Source organism: Porphyromonas bobii (assembly GCF_943169685.1).
Taxonomy (GTDB): Bacteria; Bacteroidota; Bacteroidia; order Bacteroidales; family Porphyromonadaceae; genus Porphyromonas; species Porphyromonas pasteri.
Genome location: NZ_CALPBU010000001.1, coordinates 319,672 through 340,955 on the forward strand (window position 1 = coordinate 319,672; position 21,284 = coordinate 340,955).

A 21,284-nucleotide genomic window follows, 5' to 3' on the forward strand; every position below is an offset into this window, starting at 1 on the left:
AAATCCCCTCTTTTTGTACGGCGGGCGAGCTCCGTATATACAGTGGGAAATTTCGGTATATAGGGAAATAAATTTTCGTATATGCAGAAATATTTTTCCGTATATACACAAATATATTTTCGCATATACGGAAATTTAGCCTCCTTTGCACCGCAGGAAATATCCCTTTGCAAGACGCTCTATATGAGTGTGTAATCGTGGGTATTTCCTTGCTGATTAGAAGCCGCTTTTTTACCCCTATTTTTAAGGTGCTTTGGGCAGTGTTTTATCCCCAGATGCGGGCTGCGAAATGGCTCCCTCGTGGCGAAGATTTCCCTCGCCGCGCAGGGCCTCGCCCTTGAGAGCGTGCTGAGGTGCTTCTTTTCGCGCTCTTGCCGCACTCGGAGAGGGGACGAAGCTGCAGAAAATAGTACTTTTGCACCTGTATGGAATCAAATGTAAGAGAGGCGGAGAGCCTCTATACGAAAGAGATCTTAGAGTTCGCTGCAGTCGGCGTCCGCTATGCCGCGCTCTTAGAGCAGGCTTCCGAGCGTGACGCTCTCGTCAAGCAACTGGTGGCACTCCTGCCCCAGCTCTACTCGGTGACGCTGCACCTTCCCTCCTATTTCTACAGTCCCGAAGCCGATTATATCGAAGAGTATATCACCGAAGGTGCCTATGAGGCCGTGCGCAGCCGTGTCTCGTCACTCTTCGGTGAGGATGACGCATACCTCTCGGCGCAGTCCGAAGAGATGACCTACAGCGACACGCCGATAGCAGCCTTCATCTCCGAAGGCCTCTCGGATGTCTATCAGCAGGTAGGCAACCTCCTCGGGATCCTACGCGACGAGAATGAAGAGGCGCTCCCCGCAGCTGTCGGGCGCTGTCGCCACTACTTCCACGAATATTGGGGGCAGGCACTCCTCGAGTCGCTCACAGCCCTTCATCGTATCTACACCTCCCAGTTACAGACACAGGATGACGACAAAGACGAGCCCGAAGAGTCCTTCGGGGAAGAAGACGGCGAAGAAGCCCTCTTCGACCTCCGCTTCTAAAAAGCGCACCGCTGTCGAGAAGGCAGCGCCCCAAGAGAAGGAGCGCCCTGTACGCCGCTCGAGCGCCAAGCCCTCGGCCTTCGCTCCGGTCTACTCTTATCCCCCTTCGATCACGGACGAGGAGTTGCAGTCGCTTGCCTTGGCACGCTGCCCCGCTCCCATCACCATCATAGAGACCCGCGAAGAGGCACGTCGTGTGGCGATGCGCCTGCGTCGTGCTGGCATCCTCGGTATTGACACCGAGACGCGCCCAAGCTTCACAGCTGGTGTTCGCTACGAGGTCTCCCTCCTTCAGATAGCTACCGAAGAGGAGTGCTTCCTCTTCCGCCTCAATAAGATGGGCTTGCCCAAGAGCCTCATCTCCCTACTCGAAGATCCAGCGATCATCAAGGTAGGGCTTAGCCTGCGCGATGACATCACCGCCCTCTCACGTCGTGAAGCCTTCACCCCAGGCTCCTTCGTCGAGCTCCAGAAGCTCTGCGGTGGCTACGGTATCCGCGAGCTCGGCCTGCAGAAGATCTATGCGATCCTCTTCGCTGAGCGTATGAGCAAGTCGCAGCGCATGAGCGACTGGGAGGCGAAGAAGCTTAGCCCAGCACAGGCGCACTATGCCGCCCTCGACGCTTGGGCATCCCTGCGGATCTACACGACCCTTATGGCGCTCCCCGCTCCATCACCTACTCAATTTGCCCTGATATAAATGAGCTATCCTACGCTACGCCTACATCCTCGCAAGGAGGAGTCCGTCCTGCGCTTCCACCCCTGGATCTTCTCGGGTGCCATCGCTTCCTTCTCCGCCCCTGTGGAAGATGGCGACTTAGTCTCCGTCGTCGATAGCAAGGGGCATCCCTTAGGTACGGGCCACTTCGGTGGGGGAAGTATCGCAGTGCGCCTGCTGAGCTTCGATGCAGAGGAAGTCATTGACCGTGCCTTCTACAAGCGTCGCCTGGAGGCAGCGCTTCGTCTACGCCTCTCGTGCGACCTCGTTCGCCCCGTCGGCTCCAGCGATAGCCCCAATACGACCTACCGCCTCGTACACGGTGAAGGAGATAGTCTCCCAGGGCTCATCATTGATATCTATGACCGTACGGCCGTAGTCCAAGCGCACAGTCTCGGGATGCATCAGGCACGCCAGACCATCGCCGAAGTGCTGTGGGAGGTCTTCGCTGAGGCAGGCGACCCCGTCCTCCCTCTCGAGGGCATCTACTACAAGTCTGAGACGACGCTACCCACTCGTGATATGCGCGAACTCGCTTCGGACGGCTTCCTCATCGGGCATACCGAGGCAGCGCCTATCTATGAGAATGGCGTGCGCTTCACTCCCGACTGGCTTAAGGGCCAGAAGACGGGCTTTTTCATCGACCAGCGTGACAACCGCACTCTTGTAGCTCACTACGCTAAGGGGCGCACCGTCCTCAATGCTTTCTGCTACACGGGGGGCTTCTCGATTTATGCCCTCCACGCAGGAGCAAAGCGTGTTGATTCACTGGATAGCTCGGCCAAGGCAATGTACCTCACCGAGCAGCACGTGGCTCTGAACTTTGGTACGGATTGCCCCCGACACCACTCCGTCACGGAGGATGCTTTCGACTACTTAGAGCGTATGCCCGAGGGCGAGTATGACCTGATCATCCTCGATCCGCCCGCCTTCGCTAAGCACCGCAAGGTCCTGCGTAATGCCCTCATAGGTTATCGTAAGATCAATAGTATCGCCTTCAAAAAGGTCGCCCCAGGTGGGATTGTCTTTACCTTCAGCTGCTCACAGGCGGTATCGAAGGAAGAATTCCGCTTGGCGGTCTTCACCGCAGCGGCGGCCTCGGGGCGTAAGGTGCGCATCCTGCACCAGCTCACTCAGCCCGTTGACCACCCCATCAATATCTACCATCCCGAAGGCGAATACCTCAAAGGCCTCGTTCTCTACGTTGAATAGGAGAGCCTGAAGGTATATTTCCCCTTCCCAAAGCTTCATCATCAATGAAAGTAAAGCACCTCATCGAGGAGAATTCTCTCCTTTGCCACTTCGTCGCAGAGATGCGCGATATAGAGATACAGAAGGATGCCATGCGCTTCCGTCGCAATGTCGAGCGCGTCGGTGAGATCATGGCCTATGAGCTGAGTAAGAAGCTCCACTATACGGAGCGTGACGTGCAGACGCCGCTCGGCATCGCCCGCTGTGCTCAGATCTCGGACCAGATAGTCATCGGTACGATCCTGCGTGCAGGCCTTACGTTGCACCAGGGCTTCCTCAACTACTTTGACAAGGCAGAGAATGCCTTCATCTCGGCTTATCGTAAGTATAAGGATCGCCTGAACTTCGATATCTTCATCGAGTATATCGCTTCGCCTTCTCTTGAGGGGAAGACGCTACTGCTCGTAGACCCGATGCTCGCTACGGGAAGCTCTATGGAGCTCGCCTATCGTGCGCTCTTGACTAAGGGTACCCCCAAGGAGGTGCACCTCGTCTCGATTATCTCCAGCCAGCAGGCTGTAGATACGCTCTGCGAGTCTTTCCCAGACGACAATGTGACGCTCTGGGTAGCTGCTATCGATCCCGTCCTCGATGACCACGCCTATATCGTCCCGGGCTTAGGGGACGCTGGAGACCTGGCCTATGGGGAGAAGCTCTAAGTCGCCCGATTACCTCCTTCGCTTCTGGCTACTGGCTCTGGCGGTGACGCTGGGGCTCCTTCTGCTCTACTTCCTGCCGGATAACATCTTCGGTTGGGAGCCGAACAAGGTAGACTTGCTCTCTGACCTACGTCGTGAGCAGGTAGACTCTCTTGCTAATAAGAGCGAAGACGCCGTAGCTCTTAGCCAGCAGGCTCGTAGCACGGATAAGAAGGTGCAGGAGCGTGAGCGTATCCATCGCGAGCTGGAAGCTCAAGCAAAGGCGGCTACACCCGACTCGGCGATGTCTGCTGAGAAGCTGGACTCGACCATCCATCCTACAAGTATCCTTGTTGATATGACTCCCGCTCACGACGGCCTGCAGCATTTCTTTGCGCAGCTCCGCCGTCGTAGCTCGCTGGGGCGTCCTGTACGTATCGCTGTCCTTGGAGACTCCTTTATCGAAGGAGATATCTTCACCAGCAGCATACGTAGCCAGCTGCAAGCTCGCTATGGTGGCTCTGGGGTAGGGTGGCTTCCTTTGACTTCGGAGACAGCAGGCTTCCGTCGTACAGTTCGCCACGAGTTTAAGGGCTGGAAAGAATATAATCAGCTTCACTCCAAGGGACGCTATCCACTCCCGAGCCACTACTATACGGGCTCTGTCGGGGACTGGGTGCGCTACACCCTTCCTAAGGGAGCTCGTCCCTGCAATGAAGCGGTCATCTATTATAAGGCTCCATCAGGAGCTACCCTTGAGGTCTCTACGAACTCAGAAGAAGCTACGACGCTTGAGCTCCCAGCTACCGAGGCGCTTAGTGCTTGTCGCCTCGCCTCAGGCTCGATTAGCTCTGTGCGCTTCACCCTCACGGGTGGGGCTTCTGGCTTCGTTTGCTATGGAGTTTCGCTGGATGGTACTTCAGGGGTGAGCGTTGATAACTTCTCTATACGTGGGAACTCGGGGCTCATCTTAGCTTCGCTTGATGCTGAGCTTAATAAGGCTTTCTTCGCAGAGCGACCCTATGACCTTATCGTCCTGCAGTACGGCCTCAATACAATCTCTCCGAAGCAACTTGATTACTCGGGCTATACCAAGCAACTGGGTAAGGCTATTGATCACCTTCGTGCAACGACGGGGCGTGCCGACTATCTCCTGCTCGGCGTATCAGACCGTGGTGTCAAGGCCTCGGGGGGAGCAGTAGTCACGATGCCTGCCGCTCTTGCTTTAGAGCGTGCACAGATCCGTCTCTCTGCCGATAAGGGCGTGGTCTTCTGGAGTACGCGTGAAGCTGTCGGTCGCCTCGGAGGTATTGGAAAGCTTGCCAGCAAGGGCTGGGCTGCCAAGGACTACACCCACCTCTCTCATCGCGGGGGTGACGAGCTCGCTCGCCAGTTCCTCGATGCCTTCTTCCTCGAAGAAAAGTACTATGATGCGATCAAGTAAGCGTGCAGCACTTCTCCTCACGGTAGGAGTGCTGGGTATTGCTGGATCTCTATTTGCTGCTGGTCCAGTGCCAAAGAGCGAGCCGAACTTCTATGCTCCCACAGGCTACTTTGCGAGCTTAGCTCAGGAGCTACGCGTAGCAGCAAAAAATGGTAGCACGGTCTCCATTGTTCAGCTCGGAGATAGTCATATCCAAGCAGGGCATACGACGGCTCCACTGCGTGCCTCGCTGCAAGCTTCCTTCGGGGATGCAGGACGTGGCTGGATAGGCTGGTACGCGCTCTATGGCTCCAATTCTCCACGGGATTACCGAGTCACCTCGTCTGGATTTGGTTGGCAGCGTGAGCTCATCCTCAAGCCTGAGGGCACGCGTCCTATGGGCTTAGGGGGCTATGTGCTCTCTACGCGTCCCAATAGTCGCTTTACTATCGGTGTCACATCTTCGGATCACCCTTTCCGACAGATGCACCTTGTTCGCACTGCTTCTTCGCTCCCCTTGACCGCATTCCCTCTTGCCGAGCTCCGCACAGGACGCTTCTCTACGGGAGCCTACGTAGTAGATACGCTTTCTTGGCGCTCACCCTATACGAGTGTCACACTCACGGGGGCGGAGGAGAATGATGCGGATGAAGCTGTCTATGCGGGCTGTGTCCTTCTCTCAGGGATGGGTGGTGTCCTTGTCCATGATATTGGTATTAATGGGGCTGCTTACCGGCACTATGCGCTCGCTGACTATGTCGAGCAGCTCTCATTGCTGGAGCCTCAACTGCTCATCCTCTCAATGGGAACGAATGACTGCTACAGTACGCGCTTCCAGATGGCAGACTTCACCGAGAGCCTTGAGCAGATGCTTATGCTGGTCAAGGAAATCTTACCTAAGACAAAGATCCTACTGACAACCCCTCCCCCCAGCTTCTTCCGCCAAGCCTCTACGCACTATGTCGTCACGGGACGTCGGCGTAAGCACCGCAAGAAGGTAACTACTATGACCTATCGATTCAATGAGAATGCGGCGCGTGTCTCAGAGGAGATTATGCGTCGTGCAGAGCTGCATGGCGTAGCTGCCTTCGACCTCTTCTCTGCTATGGGAGGGCAATCAGGGATCAATTCCTGGATCGCCGATGGCCTGATGGCAGGTGATCGTGTGCACTATAGCCGTGATGGCTATGAGCGGCAGGGGCGACTTATCACCTCGGCCCTGGAGCGTGCACTCTCTATTCGCTAACCCTTTTACGACGAATGACCTTCTTCGATACAATCGACTGGGGGAGACTCCCCGATGTACTGCGCTTTGACCGCGAGAGTCCGATGATCTTCTCCTCGGGACTCTTCCTCTTCTGTGCGCTCTTTTTCCTGCCGATCTACATGCTACTTAGGAAGACGACGACGCTACGCATTATCTACGTCGCTCTCTTCTCACTTTTCTTCTACTACGAGAGTAGTGGGGAGTATGTCTTGATTCTCCTCTTTGCCGCCACGATGGACTACTTCATTGGGCGGGCTATGGGGCAGAGTGAAGATCCGCGTCATCGCAAGCGCCTCTTGATCACGAGCGTCTGTGTGAATCTCGGGATGCTCTCATACTTCAAGTACTTCTATTTCCTTCTGGATCTGGGGCAGACATTGCTCGCAGCGATTGGCATCACGACACCTCCAGCAGTGCCATTGGAGGCTCGTGACTACTTCATCCCTGCGGGTATATCGTTCTATACCTTCCAGACGCTAAGCTACACGGTCGATATCTACCGAAAGGAGATCACCCCACTGCGTCGCTGGATTGATTACCTCTTTTATCTCTCCTTCTTCCCGCAGCTGGTCGCTGGACCTATCGTCCGTGCGAAGGACTTTATACCGCAGATCTATCGTCGCCCGCAGTTGCTGAAGGCTGAATATGGGGAAGCCCTTACACTCATCATCAGTGGCTTGATCAAGAAGGCGATTATCGGAGACTTCATCGGGGCGAACCTTGTAGACCTCATCTTTGCTGAGCCAACTCGCTTCACAGGGATAGAGAATCTCTTTGCGGTCTACGGCTATGCGATGCAGATCTATTGTGACTTCTCGGGATACTCAGATATGGCTATTGGGATCGCCTTGCTACTCGGCTTCCGCTTCAATATCAACTTTGATTCTCCCTACCAGTCGGGGAATATTACCGAGTTCTGGCGACGCTGGCATATCTCCCTCTCAAGTTGGTTGCGTGACTATCTATACATTCCGCTCGGCGGAAATCGAAAGGGACAGATCCGCACCTATATCAACCTCTTCCTGACGATGCTCCTTGGCGGGCTATGGCATGGAGCAGCTCTCCGCTTTGTCCTTTGGGGAGCCATCCATGGTGTGGCTCTTGCTCTGCACAAGCTGTATATGCAGATCTTTGATCACTTCGGATGGCGTCGCCGTGAGCCCCTTCGTTGGCAGCGTTTCGCAGGGCAGATCATTACCTTCCATCTCGTCTGCTTTGCTTGGATCTTCTTCCGTGCAGACTCGATGGAGACAGCTTGTGCGGTGATTACTCAGATCAAGGATCACTTCACCCCTGAGGTCTTCCTGCAGTTTGTCGTGGGATACAAGAATGTCTTGCTGCTCTTGCTTATAGGTTACCTCCTGCACTTCACCTCACACAAGCAAGAACTTCGCTTCCGTGAGTGGATCACGGATCTCTCTTTCCTTAAGCAAGCATTGCTCTTTATTGGGGTGATCTTCCTGCTGATCCAGATCAGAAGCGCAGACGCTCAGCCCTTCATCTACTTCAACTTCTAAAGGCTTCCTCCACTCAACTATCATATGGCTTGCCCGCACCGCCTTCTTGAAGCGGTGCGGGCAAACTGTATATCACAGAGCTCTCTGTAGAGACCCTGTATCAACCACTATTGGTCGGCGAGTAAACCAATAGTGGTCGGTGTGTGGACCAATAGTGCTTCGTTCGTCGACCAATATTGCTTCGCCCGTTGACCTATATAGGTTGCTACTCCTACTTTTATTGCTTTTTTCTATCATCTCCTATCTATGATAGGTTACCGATTCACCTATGGGTAGGTTGAGCAGAAGTGCTTATCAATAAGTCTAGTCCTTAATCCTTTAGTTGAGGAGCAATAAAGCTTGTTGTGATATTATCTTGGGAAAGCTTTAAGAGAATAACTCCTATAGCCTTGGAACATAGACATGTGATTATAGGCATATCGAAAAAGGCCTGAGGGATAACGTCAATGATTTAATTCACGCACCCTGGGAAGGGTGCGACCTTTGCAAAAGAGTGTGAGGTGCGGTGGGGCTTGTTTCAATTCACGCACCCTGGGAAGGGTGCGACAACAGACTGTTTTCGGTCGTCGTATCTACGGCGTTTCAATTCACGCACCCTGGGAAGGGTGCGACGGTCAGTGCTCTCCGAGCCGTCAAAGCGGATAGAGTTTCAATTCACGCACCCTGGGAAGGGTGCGACAATAATCATCGGGAGTAACTGTACTACGAAAATCGTTTCAATTCACGCACCCTGGGAAGGGTGCGACTTGATATCTCCGAGGTTGTTACTACTGCCCTCACGGTTTCAATTCACGCACCCTGGGAAGGGTGCGACGATCTACTATATCATCACGCAAGACCAGCAAGTAGTTTCAATTCACGCACCCTGGGAAGGGTGCGACGACCTGCTCGAGGTGTACGAGCTTGGCGATGATGTTTCAATTCACGCACCCTGGGAAGGGTGCGACGAGGTATTTTTGTACCTCATCTTCACTAAGAGACGTTTCAATTCACGCACCCTGGGAAGGGTGCGACGACGCCACCCAGCCCGAGGAGTTAGCGCCGAGGAGGTTTCAATTCACGCACCCTGGGAAGGGTGCGACGAAGACGTAGACTTCTGCTTCAACGGCGTGCAGAGCGTTTCAATTCACGCACCCTGGGAAGGGTGCGACCTCCCTCGGCATCGACCTTATGACGCACATAGAGCTGTTTCAATTCACGCACCCTGGGAAGGGTGCGACAGAAGCCGTGGTGCCGCTGAGGTCGCTACTCCAAGTTTCAATTCACGCACCCTGGGAAGGGTGCGACGCCTTCGCCGCCGCCGAGCAGACGAAGCAGACGGCGTTTCAATTCACGCACCCTGGGAAGGGTGCGACGCCCGCTTCGGCGTCTTTGCGCTCGAGACGGGACTGTTTCAATTCACGCACCCTGGGAAGGGTGCGACCAGAGCGCCGCGCAAGCATCGACGGACTACATAATGTTTCAATTCACGCACCCTGGGAAGGGTGCGACCTACGCCTCGACACGCGACGAGGTGATGGCGCTACGTTTCAATTCACGCACCCTGGGAAGGGTGCGACGGGGAGCTGGTAGCCGCGGGTATTGCCTTCAGTGGTGTTTCAATTCACGCACCCTGGGAAGGGTGCGACTACGTTCAAAACGAGCGTTATTAGAGAACTCAGAGTTTCAATTCACGCACCCTGGGAAGGGTGCGACATGCTCGTACTGAGAACAAGATTAAGCGTCTCAAGTTTCAATTCACGCACCCTGGGAAGGGTGCGACTCCAGAGGTGTAGAAACCTTGATCTTCTGGTTTGTTTCAATTCACGCACCCTGGGAAGGGTGCGACGTAACGCAGGGAAAATGTCTCATAAGTTAAATCAGTTTCAATTCACGCACCCTGGGAAGGGTGCGACTCACGAGGATGAAGACGTAAATCCTCATCAGTGGTTTCAATTCACGCACCCTGGGAAGGGTGCGACAGAGCGAGTAGACACATCATTAACATTACCAAGACGTTTCAATTCACGCACCCTGGGAAGGGTGCGACCTCTTTATACACCGCAGTGACTTAGGGGGTCAAACGTTTCAATTCACGCACCCTGGGAAGGGTGCGACTAATCTCCTGAGCTTCCAAAGGCTTAATATGCTTGTTTCAATTCACGCACCCTGGGAAGGGTGCGACTTGAGCTGTACGTGCAAGAGCGGACTGGATACGAGTTTCAATTCACGCACCCTGGGAAGGGTGCGACAGAGCGCAGACGGCTTAATACCAGAGCTGGTAAAGTTTCAATTCACGCACCCTGGGAAGGGTGCGACAGTGTGGTGCAAAGGTGCGTATTATAGGGCGGATAAACAAGCGTAATCTGCGACTGGGGGTATTGTCTTAACGATAAGGGCTATGCTTATGCCTCTATTCTTGCTTATGTGATTGATAACCAGCGCCTGCGGATGATACGGGGAATGACTGTTCGCTTGGGGTTCGCTGGAGGCTTGTGTAGATGCGCTCGGGAACTTACTGAGAATGTGCTTTTGGAGAGGTCGCTGAAATGTTTAGGTAGGGCTTGCTGAGGTGGGGCTACACGATTAGTTCCCCTTCGATCTCGAAGGAGGTGACCTTGCCATAGACGTGGATCTGCCGTTGGTAGTGCTTGTCTAGCTGGTAGATCCGAAGACTATCCTCTTGATCATCGATCACGGAGAGGAGTTCATGGCGAAGGTTTACGAGCTGTGCTGGATCGACCAAGCATTCGAAGACCGACGCTTGGACCCGCTGGCCGTAGTTCTTGCAGATGCGAGCTACTTGGCGGAGGCGCTTAGCGCCCGAGGGAGTCGCCGTGGCGACATCGTAGGTGACGAGGATATACATCTTTTGCTCAGACTATTAGGAATACAGGGTACTCATCCAGGTCCCCTCGTAGGTGTCTGGCTAAGAGGAGCGCTTGGATATACGGGAGCAGGCCTAGGGGCATCTTCTCCTTGAGAAATGGATGGGTGATCTCATCCTTTTTGCGTTTTTGCCAGAGAGCAATGAGACGTTTGCGAGCATCCTCTTTGAGGAGAAAGCCCTTTTCTCCCTGTGGGATGAAGTCACTTCGCTCGACCTGCCTTTTGTTGATGATCGATAGGACAAAGCGATCGACTAGGTAGGCACGCATCTCCTCCATGAGATCGAGGGCAAGGCCTGGCCTACCTGGGCGATCTACGTGAAGGAACCCCACGTAGGCATCCAGACCCACCGTCTCGAGGGCTGCACGCACATCTTGTGTCAGCAGGGTGTAGAAGAACGAGAGTAGGGCATTCACTTCATCCTTGGGGGGATGTTTGCTTCGTCCTGAGAAGGTGAATTCTTTGTTGAGGATTAGGTGTTGGAATAGGCCGAAGTAGATATTCGCAGCATAGCCTTCCACTCCCATCACGCCTAAGCGTGAGGTCTGCTCGGATAGCTTATGTTGCTGCTGTCTGAGCAGTGCCCGAGCCTCTTCGATCTCGCTCTCTACCTCATGCAGAGGATGATGGTCCCGACAAAATCGGGCTAAGACACTCCGATGGTTCGCTATCTTCCCTGCGATGAAGATCGAAGCCATATGCGACGAGAGTACGTCGTCATCAGCCAGACGATATTGCTCCCGTCTTAGGAGCACATTCCCCTTGATCGGCCCTTCGAGCGAACCGATGTACTTCCCCGTCGGAGAGAGGAAGGAGAGCTTCACCCCATTGTGTACGCAGAGCGACATGGCTCCAGGTGAAGCTCCTAGGTATGAGAAGCAGAGGATGCTCTCGAGGTTGTGAATCGGTACACGTAGCGTCTCCTCATCGTCGATGCGGACGACGATATTCTCTCCATCCTTGACTAGATAGGCATTGGGCGTAAGGATATAGAGGGTGTTTAGAAGGTGTCTCATCGCTTAGCAAGGGCTGGGGAATTGATTCGATACTCCTAAGGAGAATAGGCTAGCCTTCCAAGTACCCCATACATGCCTCCCTCAAGCGACCCATGCATGGGTCGGTCGAGGACCCCATTCATGGGGCGGAAGTGGACCCCATGTATGGGTGCCTAGTGAGGAGGATGATCTAAGGGGAGAAGAGTATGAGCTGTGTGCCTTGGGTTGGCTGAAGTTATGCCCTATAGAGGCTGATGGGCGCTTCGTGATGCGTGCTCATGAAGGCCTTAGCCTAAGGGCTAGTCAAGGAGGTGATAGCGACTGAGGTAATCCGAAGCTCGCTCTCCTTGATTCATCTGAGGCATGCAGAGATCTAGTAGAGAGCAGGAGCGACAGCATGCAGCGTAGCGTGGAGGAATGCTCTCTCCGCCTTTGTATAAGCGGTGCATCTCGATAGCCATCTGTAGGGCCTCGGTGCGAAGCTCAGTGTCGAAGGTAACTTCCTCCCGATGCTTCGTCTCACCATAGAAGAGGTATCCTTGGGAAATGTGTATGCCATAGGCTTCCTCGAGACAGATAGCTTCGGCGCAGAGCTGTAGCTTGTCGGCATTCGTTCGCTTGGGTCGTCCCCGCTTATACTCGATTGGTATAGCCTCCCAGTCTCCTGGGTACTTGGGGTGATGGAAGTGAGCCCCTTGGGACTCCGATGCTGGGTGTAGCTCCACAGCATCGGAGTATCCATAGAGGCCAAGTGAGGGGGAGGCTAAGGGGACGGAGCGGAGTGTGATAACACTGCCTCGCCGACCACTCTCCTCGGGCTGATGCACCTTCTCATGGAGTAGATGCCCTTCGGACGTCAGATGATTTTCCTCCCAGAGTTGCTCCACATGGATGAGGTACCACTGTCTCGGGCAGAAAGCATAGTGCTGGATGCCTGAGAGGGGGAGCATCTCGTCCTCGGGGTACATGGTGCGCTAGATGAGGTCGAGTAGCTGGACTCCCTTGGGAAGCTTGCTCTCATCGACAGTGATCTCGTAGTCGCTGAAGGAGCGGGCAGGACGGCTGGGATCCTTTGCTTCTACCTTCACCAGCTCAAAGAGCTTGTGAGCGGGAGCATTGCCTAGGTCATCTTTGTGCTTGAAGACGATGAGTCGACGCGCAGCCATGAGCCCACGGGCGGCGGAGCGGTCGAGGTCGAACATGTTCTTCAGCGCCTCCCAGAGCAGTGCTAGGTCGTCCTCACTGAATGTCGTCTCACGAGCTAGCGCCGCAGAGATGAAGCCATGAGCACGATAGAGCCCGTAGGGTACGGTAGCCTTGCGCCCCATGGTGCGCTCCTTATCCTTGTCCTTCTCGTCGGTGACGGCCATACGGGTGACTGTATGCTCGGAAGTCATTACTGGGTCTATGGAGCGAGCAAATGTCAGCTGGACGGCACCTCGTACCTGACCAGCATTCTTCCCCGTAGTCATCACAGCTCCAAAGGTGCGGATGTCGTAGTAGTGCTCGCACATGTACTGTCGAGCCTTACCCTTATTCTCTGACTCCTTAGTTTTATCCTTGGCATCGAGGTCAAGAGCTACATAAGCTTTATCAATCTCACCGTTGAGGACTGCGGCCTCCTTGACGAAGATCTGGCTGAGTGGATCACCTCCCACCTTGGTCTGCACATAGTTACGAACCTTGCGCTTGAGGCAGACATCGGTGACGAGACCTTGTCCCGTCTCGAAGTCTATGCGAGGGAGGTTCCCTGCATCAGGGTCTCCGTTGGGGTTGCCATCTTGTACGTCGAAGAGATAGATGAAGTCGTACCTGTTCTGGATAGGTTGCTTACTCATGATTGTATGGATATTAAGTTGGGTTAATTTTCTGTTTCTTGTTCTGCTTCAGTAGCTCCATTCTCATCCTTCTGATCGCGGTAGGCCTTCTGATGATAGTAGCCCACAGCGAAGATGCTCTGCTGGTCAGGGGAGAAGAACTTATCGAACGTAGCTTGTCCTCCAGGGAGGAGTTCTAGTACCTCCTGTATCTGTCGATCGAAGTAGTAGCCGAGGCCTCCTTGCTCCTTCTTAATCTTTGATAAGTGGAAGGCTGAGAGCTGGAGGAGACGACCAAAGATAATCCCTGGTGTCGCTGAAGCTGTACGGAAATAGCGATCGGTGATGTTCGCCTTGACTCCGGGTATCGCTTTCTCTTGGATGCGCTCTAGAAGCGCAAAGAGTCGTCCGGCTAAGTAGGCTGGGTTGGAGTTTGACTTGTCTAGTGCCATAGTTAGCTGTTTTATTTGAGAATTCTTTCTGTGTTTGCGGTTGATGTATGCCTTGAGTAGGGCTGCTCGAAGCTCTGTGACGGGATACTTGCTGGTGTGGTCATGATGGATCCGCTCGAGGCATGCCATCTGGAGGGCTGGTGCATAGGGGAGCCCCTTGATGATGCTCTCAAGGAGCTCTTGCACCACCTGTCTCGGCCATTTAGTGCTATCTGTCGCTGTGTAGATAGCCTTCATGATCCTGTAGACGGGGCGAAGGGGAGGAGTATCTTCGTCTAGGAGACCATTGAAGCGGACGATATTCATATCATCGAGGTGTGCGAGGGTATTACCGACGATCTCGCTGATTGTGCCTTCCATCCAGAGCTTGACACTGACACGCTTGGCGTTTGGCGCAAGTGCTAAGATGTAGAAGCGATCGAAGTGATCCCGATCTATATTTGCATTCTTACCTCCTAGTGCTGACCGAAGAGCCTGGACCACCACCTTCGTCCCTTGCTCGGGGTTCTTCTTCTTGGCTACTTTCTTCTTGGATGTCGAAGTGGCTTCCTCTTCCTCATCAAAGTCGCTATCGGAAGGGAGACCAGTGAAGGTGGCTTCCTGATAGTTCTTGAGCAGTTCATCGTCCTGCAGGGTGTTCCAGAATACGAATGTAGTCTCTCCTATGCGGTAGTTTGTGTTCTTATCCTTCTCAAGGAGCAGGTTGAGCCCCGAGATAATGGCATCGGATGCCGGCTGAGAGATTGGGGCATTGAGCCCCTGCTCCTTGCCATAGGAATCATAGCCCGAGAATTTTTGGAAGCTGATGAGCGTAGCATTGGCCTGAGCTCCGAAGAGACTGATCCCACCATGTAGTCTAGCTATGGTGCCCTTCTCTCCAGTGACCAAGCATCGTCCCTTGTCTTCTCCTTCCTCCTCAGCCCCCCCAGCTTGGTACGACTGGATATCTTCATGGGAGGAGATCAGCTTATTAGGATTACTCTCTGTACTCAGTAGGAATGAGATATTTGCCCCGACCTTTTTCTTGATCTCCAGCAAGATGTCTTCAGGGATGATGTTCGCAAGGTCTTTTACCTCCTCTGCAAATAGATCTGAAGGCTCTTCCTCCTTTTTCTCTTCATACTTCTTGTAGAAGAGTTCTATAGCCTTGAAGCCTTTGTTCTCTGGGAAGAGCTCTCGGAACTTAGCGAGCTCTTGCTTGAAGGCATCATGCTGTTTAGGAGCCATGACCTGCTTCTCTTCACTATCATCCGTGGGGATCCCCAGCACATAGCCAGAGTGATCCCAGAGGATTTGGGAGATTGCATAGCTCTTGGATCCTGAGCGTCCTTTAGGTTTGGCTACGAGGTACTCACGGCCTTGCTTATTCTCTTTATCTCGGGTATCAATCACCCGTCTGAATGTACCATCCTCATCAATGACGATGATGAAGGGAATAGCTTTCCATTCCATACCAGAGGGAGCTACCTTCCCCAGCTCCGCCATCGCTTGGTAGTAGTCGTAGAGTGCTTTGAGTATCATCTGAGTATCTCCTTACTTGATTTGTGGGGAACTTCGATCACACCATGCTCCATCTGGGCATGGAAGAAGAGGGGAGGAGGACACTGGAGATTCTTCTCGAAGTCCATGTCGAAGAGCATGATCCCGAGATCTCGAGATTCGTCGATGGGTAAGTCTTGCTCCTGACCTCGTGGAATGTACTCAAAGGAGCAGGTGAACTCACGACAACCTAGGTAGGGCTGTGTGAAGCACTGCCCCTTGGTAGCTCGCCCTAAGAAGATCGCATCATACTTCTCGGGTGTCTCCGCCTTAGGATCTTTGCACTCCTCTTGCTGCTTCTTGGTACGCTTCTCCAAGGGGATGAACTCCATCTCGGCATAGATGCGGTAGGCTACATCACGAAGGATATAGGCTGTACGCTGCTGACGATTCTCCTCGATGAAGAGAGGCTTTATAGCCTTGTGGCTCATCGTAGATCCTACCTCATTGCGACGGATAGAGGTGCGTGAGATGGGCTTGAGTACCTCAATCCTACGGACATGCCATTGGATGGCTGGCTTCCAGAAGATGCACTGGAAGATGTTGCGTGCTGCCGAGGGAGTGATGACATCGTAGCTGACACGCTCGACCTTGAGATCGGGTCGTGTGAAGCAGGCAAAGTCACCACGTATCTCTAAGCAATAGAGTTTAGGGTTTGTCTTATCCATAGTTGCTGATTGTATTTGTTGCTTGTTCGTTTAGCCGAAGAGGGGCTCGTCGAGGAGGGGATTCGTCGTGCAGACACCGAGAGCCTCATCGTAGCCTTGGGGCGCAAGTACTAGGATGCTCTTCCCCGTCTCCCTATCGATTACTACCTCGGAGAGAAGGCGAGCTTCCTCTAGCTCCTCATATCTCCACTTAGAGATCGATACATGGTACTGCTGGAGCTCCCTTAGCGTCCTGTGATTGAGGTAGAGGGTATGCTTCTCAAGCCCCTCAAGGAGCTCCTTCCCTCTGCCGTAAGGGACGAAGAGGTCACGATCTACATTTTCTATGAGCTGGAAGTCTTCAGAGGCTTGCTGGAAGTCAAATCGCCAGCGCTTAGCTTCTTCCTCATCATATAGGCTCTCGGCAATATTCTTGGAGTCAAAGCTCTCAATAGAGGCGTAGTAGCGGTCGTAGTACGCTTCGATAAGCTCCAGAGGTATGCTGGGACGGGTATGTTCCTTGTCGTTGTCGAGTAGGAAGCGTGTTGCATTCTGGCCATGGGCTATAGCACCGAAGGCTTTACCGCCATCACTTAGGGAGAATACATAGACTTCACCAGGAGTTGGTCGCTTTCCTTCTCTATTACAGCGCCCACCTGCTTGGACGATCGAGTCAAGACCACTCATAGCTCGGTAGACGATGGGGAGGTCAATATCTACCCCCGCCTCTATCAGCTGGGTGCTGATGACGATTGTGGGGATCTTCGCCTTCAGACGCTGACGCACCTCTGCAATACGTTCCTTTAGATGCGCCGAGCACATATTGCGGGATAGGTGGATGACATTCTGAGCCTTCTTCCCTTCCTCTAGTAGTGCATGGTAGAGCCGTGAGGCATCTCGGCGCGAATTGACGATACAGAGGGCAGAGTCGTGCTGAGATAGCTCTTGGGCCTGCTCCTTCGTCGTGTACACCTTCTCCTCGAGATGATAGATGACTCGGTCAAATACCTTGAAGAGCTCGGGATCTTCGGGGATGATCGGCTGGATATCTTCGCTGAGCTGATGGAAGTCATTTACTTTCTTAAAGGAGCTACTATGGTCCTTGTCAAAGGGTGGGAGTGTAGCCGAGCAGAAGAGGAGCTGCGTGCGGAAGATGCACCTTAGATCCTCCAGGAGGCGAAGCATGGGATGTAGGAATTCGGTCGGGAACATCTGTACCTCGTCAAAAACCACAACAGAGTTCGCTATGCTGTGCACCTTTCTACTCCGTGATACTTTATGGGAGAAGAGACTCTCGAAGAATTGTACGTTCGTCGTCACGATGATCGGAGCCTCCCAGTTCTCCGCTAATAGGCGTGTGCGCTCGTAGCGCTCTACCTCTTGGGAGGCTTTATCCCCAGAGAAGGAGATGTCTGAGTGATGCTCCAGTACATTCTCCTCCCCGAAGATCTCTCGGAAGATACCTGCTGTCTGGGTGATGATCGAGGTATAGGGGATGACGTAGATGATACGCTTAGCTTCGTGCTTCAGAGCTGTCTCTAGTGCCCAAGTCATTGAGGAAAGCGTCTTCCCGCCACCTGTGGGGAGGAAGAGCGAGTAATAGCCCTTCGAGCAGGTACACCCATGCTCTCGGCATTGGTTGAGGAAGGCTCTACGAGCCTCGTTGATCTCACCCTCTATCGAGAAGCTCTCCATGTGCTTTGTTAGCCGATCTCTCAAGATCTCTATGGAGGTATATCTGCTGGTAGCCTCATGACGACACTCTTTTCGCTCTTCATCCATGAAGGCTTCGGTATCAAGGAAGTCTGCATCTACGAGGCAGGAGAAAAGTAGACGAATCAAGGCTTGGGCTTGCTCCTCACCTTCTACACGACTTGCAAGTTTTCGTAGATAGGCCTCTGTTCTCGGCCCGTGCTTTCTGATCCAGGTTTGGATCTCAGACATAAGTTCAGAGAGATTTTCCTCTGCCTTTTTGCTGCGATCCTTAGTATCTATATCTTCAAGTTTATTTTGTAGTCCTGCATAGTTGTATAGTCCTCGGTGGTGCCCGCTGATAGCATAGGCCAGTAGCTGAGCGATACGAGTGCGCTTGAGTAGACTCCCCTTAGGAAGAGTGGATAGAAGTTTGGTAGATAGAAGTGCTCCCGCTGCACTATGTGGAGCTTTGGTTGCACTCTCTCCACGGATATAGCTCTGGAAGGCAGACTGAGCCTTCCCCGCATCATGTAATCTGCCGAGGAGTTCACCTAAAGGGATGAGTTGCTTCAGCCCAGCTTCAGTAAGATTACGGCGTATCTGAAGAGCAACACCTTCTACATGATCATATAAAGATTGTTCTTCTCCGCCTTCTGTACGGTGGGCTATGATGGTGGTGTCGTGTAGCATGGTTTCGTTGTGCCTAATGAAGTTTTTATCTGTGTAGGCTTGTTCTTTATGTCAAAGGTAACAATAAATAGCTTTAGATATTGTGCTTTCCCTCTCTTCCAGATAACTTTCAAGGTGTGAGTGGTTAATGCTTAACATAGCTTCTTAATCATATTCTTCCTTTTAAATATTATCAAAAGAGAACTGCTTAGCTACCTGGGGACTGAAGCTGTAGGCGGATAGTGTCAAAGTAATAGTCGTTGGCCCACAAACTAGTAGCTATTCCGTGTATGAACGAATAGTTGTTCGTACGCGATACGAACAGTCATTTGAGTCCGAAACCTATAATTATTCGTGTGCAGATCTGTAGTTATTTACGAATTCATCAAAGAATTTTGTGTCGTGCTGGTAGATGTTGTCTCAGTATACCCTTAGGTTTTTTTGATGATGAGGTCCTACATCTCTATCATCCTGTCTCTCCTTAGGAGTATGTCTTGTTTTTACTTTCCAATAGATTTGCTCTCTATCTATACGGCTAGTGCTGACTGATGGCTGAGTGACTCTTACTCAACACCACTCGCCGCTACCGCTTCCCCTTAGATCAGCAATGCTTACATATCCTTACGGGAAGGCTAAGTTGCGTGGAGAGTTTGATATTATCCCCTGACAAAAGATAGACAATAAGTTGTTTAGTTATTTTAAAGTAATTTTGCCCGCATACTATATGTATTCACCAAGGGAGGGCCTGAGTTCTGTGTACACAGGCTTCTCTCTGAAACCATATTGAGAGAAGGAATAAGATCAGTGGATTATTTGCACCGCACGCATAGTGCGCTACTAAGGCAAGGCAAGCCCACGCTACAGCGGGCTCTAATGAATGAGATCAATTGGGAGGATCGGATCATCGGTATCCGTGGCTCCCGTGGTGTGGGGAAGACAACCTTCCTCCTTGACTATGCCCGTCGCCACTATGCGCCCGATAGCCCTGAGTGCCTCTACATCAATCTCAATCAGTTCAGCTTCACGACGATTCGCCTGGTGGACTTTGTCGGTGACTTCATCAGACAAGGCGGTCGTCGGCTTTTACTTGATCAAGTCTTCAAGTATCCGAGCTGGATGGAGGAGTTCAAGGAATGCTACCATCGCTATCCCGAACTACATATCGTCTTCACAGCTTCTGCTGTGATGAACCTCGAGGAGGAAGACCCTGAGTTGGCTTCGATCGCTTCGATCTATCATCTGGCGGGATTCTCTCTGCGTGAATTCATTCAGCTGGATAACGGGATTACCCTCCCTACACTGGAGCTGCAAGATATCATGGAGCATACGAGTGAGGTCGTAGGAGATATCTTCTCCTCAGTTAATCCGGGACTATGGATGGATCGTTACCTTGAGTATGGCTATTATCCCTTCCACTTGGAGCCGCGACTGTACTCGGAGAATCTGCTGAAGACGCTGAATATGACGCTGGAGGTTGACCTTCTCTTCATCAAGCAACTCGAGCAGCGCCTCCTGCACAAGCTTCGTAAGCTGATCTATATCTTAGCGCAACGTCCTCCGCTACAGATGCTCAATATCTCCCAGCTGGCTCTCGAGATCGAGACCTCGAGAAGTACGATCGTGAACTACCTGCGCTATCTCTCCGATGCACGTGTCGCACGACCGATCTACCGAGCAGAAGATACCGAGATGGGTAAGCCTGCTATCGTCTATCTGGGTAATCCTAACCTCTATCACGTCTTGGGTCAAGAGGCTTGCGATCGCTCAGAGCTCCTGCGTACTTTCGTATTTAATCAGCTGAGCAAGGGACATCAGGCGCGTATCTCTTCACGCTCCTCACTGGCCCTCTTTGAAGTTGATGGGCACTATCCCCTTCAGATCGAGGAGGAGCTTGCTGGTCGCTATCGCAGTGACCGCTACTATGTGCTTGAGCGTGGTGACCTTTCCCGAGAGAAGACGATCCCCGTCTGGCTCTTCGGCTTCCTCTACTAAATAGTCTATAGAATATCCCAACTATAAATACAGACAACAATGAAACTCTTTAAGAATCTCCTCCTCGGCGCAGGCCTCGCCCTCGCTACTGGTACGGCTCTCTCCGCTCAGGAGCTGGGTCAGCTCCACTATCGTGCTGAAGCAGGTCTTGCGATCTCGCGTATCTCAGCCCTCGGTGTCCACCACAATGGTGACACGGGTAAGTATCTCACCAGCTTTCGTGCTGGGGGTAGCCTCGTGATGCCCTTCGACAATACGATCTTCTCTTTCGCCCCAGGACTCTACGTCGTAGGTCGTGGTGAGAAGCAGGGGACGATCCTTGATGATGGTCTGAATCAGAAGAAGCTTTCTACCATCCAGACCTACTCACTCCAGCTCCCACTGGATCTCTCCTTCCGTCTGGCTACGATTGCAGAGAAGCACCGCATCTTCCTTAATGCTGGTCCTTACTTTGCTTACGGTCTGTCGGCTAAGCTTTCGGGCGAGAATATCGATAAGGATCTCTATAAGGAGAATGCCTTCAAGCGCTTTGAGTTCGGTGTAGGTGCTAACCTTATGTATCAGTACAACCGCGTTTATCTTCGTGGCGGTATCGATGCAAGCCTTACGGGCATTACGAAGAAGAGTCTGGGCGCACCTTACTACATGAGCCTCAAGACTCCTCGCTATGTCACGAGCTACATCACCCTCGGGTACGAGTTTTAAGACTCGCTGGAGATAACAAAAACTAAGTGACACGCCCCATGAGCAGAGCTGCTCATG

Annotated in this window: 16 protein-coding genes and 1 CRISPR repeat array; of the genes, 9 read left to right on the forward strand and 7 right to left on the reverse strand. The window is 52.7% G+C overall.

Features of this window, described 5'->3' with window-relative positions; genetic code table 11:
* Positions 1 to 425: 425 nt before the first annotated feature.
* The 7 genes from KO088_RS01315 to KO088_RS01345 are packed head-to-tail and all read left to right on the forward strand — an operon-like array spanning position 426 to position 7,848.
* Entirely contained in the window at positions 426 to 1,034 is a 609-nt protein-coding gene (locus tag KO088_RS01315; RefSeq protein ID WP_215493024.1) for a DUF5063 domain-containing protein, read from the forward strand.
* Positions 958 to 1,734, forward strand: a complete 777-nt coding sequence (locus tag KO088_RS01320; RefSeq protein WP_188807332.1) for a 3'-5' exonuclease — start codon at positions 958 to 960, stop codon at positions 1,732 to 1,734. The genes KO088_RS01315 and KO088_RS01320 overlap by 77 nt, the downstream gene beginning before the upstream one ends.
* Positions 1,735 to 2,964 carry a class I SAM-dependent rRNA methyltransferase gene (locus KO088_RS01325; protein ID WP_215493025.1) on the forward strand — a complete coding sequence of 410 codons (1,230 nt, stop codon included), beginning with the start codon at positions 1,735 to 1,737 and terminating at the stop codon, positions 2,962 to 2,964.
* A gap of 44 nt (positions 2,965 to 3,008) precedes the next feature.
* Complete coding sequence (gene upp, locus KO088_RS01330; protein ID WP_215493026.1) at positions 3,009 to 3,662, forward strand: uracil phosphoribosyltransferase; 654 nt, start codon at positions 3,009 to 3,011, stop codon at positions 3,660 to 3,662.
* Positions 3,646 to 5,085: an SGNH/GDSL hydrolase family protein gene (locus KO088_RS01335; protein WP_215493028.1), complete on the forward strand. Its 1,440-nt coding sequence runs from the start codon at positions 3,646 to 3,648 to the stop codon at positions 5,083 to 5,085. Before upp ends, KO088_RS01335 begins: the two co-directional genes overlap by 17 nt.
* Entirely contained in the window at positions 5,069 to 6,310 is a 1,242-nt protein-coding gene (locus KO088_RS01340) for a GDSL-type esterase/lipase family protein (protein ID WP_251419709.1), read from the forward strand. Before KO088_RS01335 ends, KO088_RS01340 begins: the two co-directional genes overlap by 17 nt.
* A 14-nt stretch (positions 6,311 to 6,324) precedes the next feature.
* Positions 6,325 to 7,848 (forward strand): MBOAT family O-acyltransferase, encoded by a 1,524-nt coding sequence (locus KO088_RS01345; RefSeq protein ID WP_215493030.1) that lies wholly within the window; start codon positions 6,325 to 6,327, stop codon positions 7,846 to 7,848.
* Between the two features lie 448 nt (positions 7,849 to 8,296).
* Positions 8,297 to 10,146: a CRISPR direct-repeat array (repeat unit 33 nt; unit sequence GTTTCAATTCACGCACCCTGGGAAGGGTGCGAC).
* A 259-nt stretch (positions 10,147 to 10,405) separates the two neighbouring features.
* Here the strand turns inward: KO088_RS01345 and cas2 are convergent.
* The 7 genes from cas2 to cas3 form a co-directional block, all read right to left on the reverse strand.
* Complete coding sequence (gene cas2, locus KO088_RS01350; RefSeq protein ID WP_060936149.1) at positions 10,406 to 10,696, reverse strand: CRISPR-associated endonuclease Cas2; 291 nt, start codon at positions 10,694 to 10,696, stop codon at positions 10,406 to 10,408.
* Positions 10,697 to 10,703: 7 nt separating this feature from the next.
* Positions 10,704 to 11,732, reverse strand: coding sequence for a type I-C CRISPR-associated endonuclease Cas1c (gene cas1c / locus KO088_RS01355; protein ID WP_215493032.1), 1,029 nt, complete (start codon positions 11,730 to 11,732; stop codon positions 10,704 to 10,706).
* Between the two features lie 278 nt (positions 11,733 to 12,010).
* Positions 12,011 to 12,679: a CRISPR-associated protein Cas4 gene (gene cas4 / locus KO088_RS01360; protein ID WP_215493034.1), complete on the reverse strand. Its 669-nt coding sequence runs from the start codon at positions 12,677 to 12,679 to the stop codon at positions 12,011 to 12,013.
* 6 nt (positions 12,680 to 12,685) lie between these two features.
* The gene (gene cas7c, locus KO088_RS01365) at positions 12,686 to 13,549 is read right to left on the reverse strand and encodes a type I-C CRISPR-associated protein Cas7/Csd2 (protein ID WP_215493035.1); all 864 of its coding nucleotides are present in this window, start codon (positions 13,547 to 13,549) and stop codon (positions 12,686 to 12,688) included.
* A 23-nt stretch (positions 13,550 to 13,572) separates the two neighbouring features.
* On the reverse strand, positions 13,573 to 15,501 hold the full coding sequence (cas8c, locus tag KO088_RS01370; RefSeq protein ID WP_215493037.1) for a type I-C CRISPR-associated protein Cas8c/Csd1: 1,929 nt from the start codon (positions 15,499 to 15,501) through the stop codon (positions 13,573 to 13,575).
* The gene (cas5c, locus tag KO088_RS01375) at positions 15,498 to 16,187 is read right to left on the reverse strand and encodes a type I-C CRISPR-associated protein Cas5c (RefSeq protein WP_215493039.1); all 690 of its coding nucleotides are present in this window, start codon (positions 16,185 to 16,187) and stop codon (positions 15,498 to 15,500) included. Before cas5c ends, cas8c begins: the two co-directional genes overlap by 4 nt.
* Positions 16,188 to 16,217: 30 nt before the next feature.
* Positions 16,218 to 18,551 (reverse strand): CRISPR-associated helicase Cas3', encoded by a 2,334-nt coding sequence (gene cas3 / locus KO088_RS01380; RefSeq protein WP_215493040.1) that lies wholly within the window; start codon positions 18,549 to 18,551, stop codon positions 16,218 to 16,220.
* An 852-nt stretch (positions 18,552 to 19,403) separates the two neighbouring features.
* Here cas3 and KO088_RS01385 point away from each other — a divergent pair.
* Positions 19,404 to 20,522, forward strand: a complete 1,119-nt coding sequence (locus KO088_RS01385) for an AAA family ATPase (RefSeq protein ID WP_251419711.1) — start codon at positions 19,404 to 19,406, stop codon at positions 20,520 to 20,522.
* Positions 20,523 to 20,561: 39 nt separating this feature from the next.
* Complete coding sequence (locus KO088_RS01390; protein ID WP_215493042.1) at positions 20,562 to 21,227, forward strand: outer membrane beta-barrel protein; 666 nt, start codon at positions 20,562 to 20,564, stop codon at positions 21,225 to 21,227.
* Positions 21,228 to 21,284: the final 57 nt, after the last annotated feature.

Coding starts and splice junctions, on each gene's coding strand:
- KO088_RS01315 (WP_215493024.1), top strand. CDS start 426: ATGGAATCAAATGTAAGAGAGGCGGAGAGCCTCTATACGAAAGAGATC.
- KO088_RS01320 (WP_188807332.1), top strand. CDS start 958: ATGACGACAAAGACGAGCCCGAAGAGTCCTTCGGGGAAGAAGACGGCG.
- KO088_RS01325 (WP_215493025.1), top strand. CDS start 1,735: ATGAGCTATCCTACGCTACGCCTACATCCTCGCAAGGAGGAGTCCGTC.
- upp (WP_215493026.1), top strand. CDS start 3,009: ATGAAAGTAAAGCACCTCATCGAGGAGAATTCTCTCCTTTGCCACTTC.
- KO088_RS01335 (WP_215493028.1), top strand. CDS start 3,646: ATGGGGAGAAGCTCTAAGTCGCCCGATTACCTCCTTCGCTTCTGGCTA.
- KO088_RS01340 (WP_251419709.1), top strand. CDS start 5,069: ATGATGCGATCAAGTAAGCGTGCAGCACTTCTCCTCACGGTAGGAGTG.
- KO088_RS01345 (WP_215493030.1), top strand. CDS start 6,325: ATGACCTTCTTCGATACAATCGACTGGGGGAGACTCCCCGATGTACTG.
- cas2 (WP_060936149.1), bottom strand. CDS start 10,696: ATGTATATCCTCGTCACCTACGATGTCGCCACGGCGACTCCCTCGGGC.
- cas1c (WP_215493032.1), bottom strand. CDS start 11,732: ATGAGACACCTTCTAAACACCCTCTATATCCTTACGCCCAATGCCTAT.
- cas4 (WP_215493034.1), bottom strand. CDS start 12,679: ATGTACCCCGAGGACGAGATGCTCCCCCTCTCAGGCATCCAGCACTAT.
- cas7c (WP_215493035.1), bottom strand. CDS start 13,549: ATGAGTAAGCAACCTATCCAGAACAGGTACGACTTCATCTATCTCTTC.
- cas8c (WP_215493037.1), bottom strand. CDS start 15,501: ATGATACTCAAAGCACTCTACGACTACTACCAAGCGATGGCGGAGCTG.
- cas5c (WP_215493039.1), bottom strand. CDS start 16,187: ATGGATAAGACAAACCCTAAACTCTATTGCTTAGAGATACGTGGTGAC.
- cas3 (WP_215493040.1), bottom strand. CDS start 18,551: ATGCTACACGACACCACCATCATAGCCCACCGTACAGAAGGCGGAGAA.
- KO088_RS01385 (WP_251419711.1), top strand. CDS start 19,404: ATGAATGAGATCAATTGGGAGGATCGGATCATCGGTATCCGTGGCTCC.
- KO088_RS01390 (WP_215493042.1), top strand. CDS start 20,562: ATGAAACTCTTTAAGAATCTCCTCCTCGGCGCAGGCCTCGCCCTCGCT.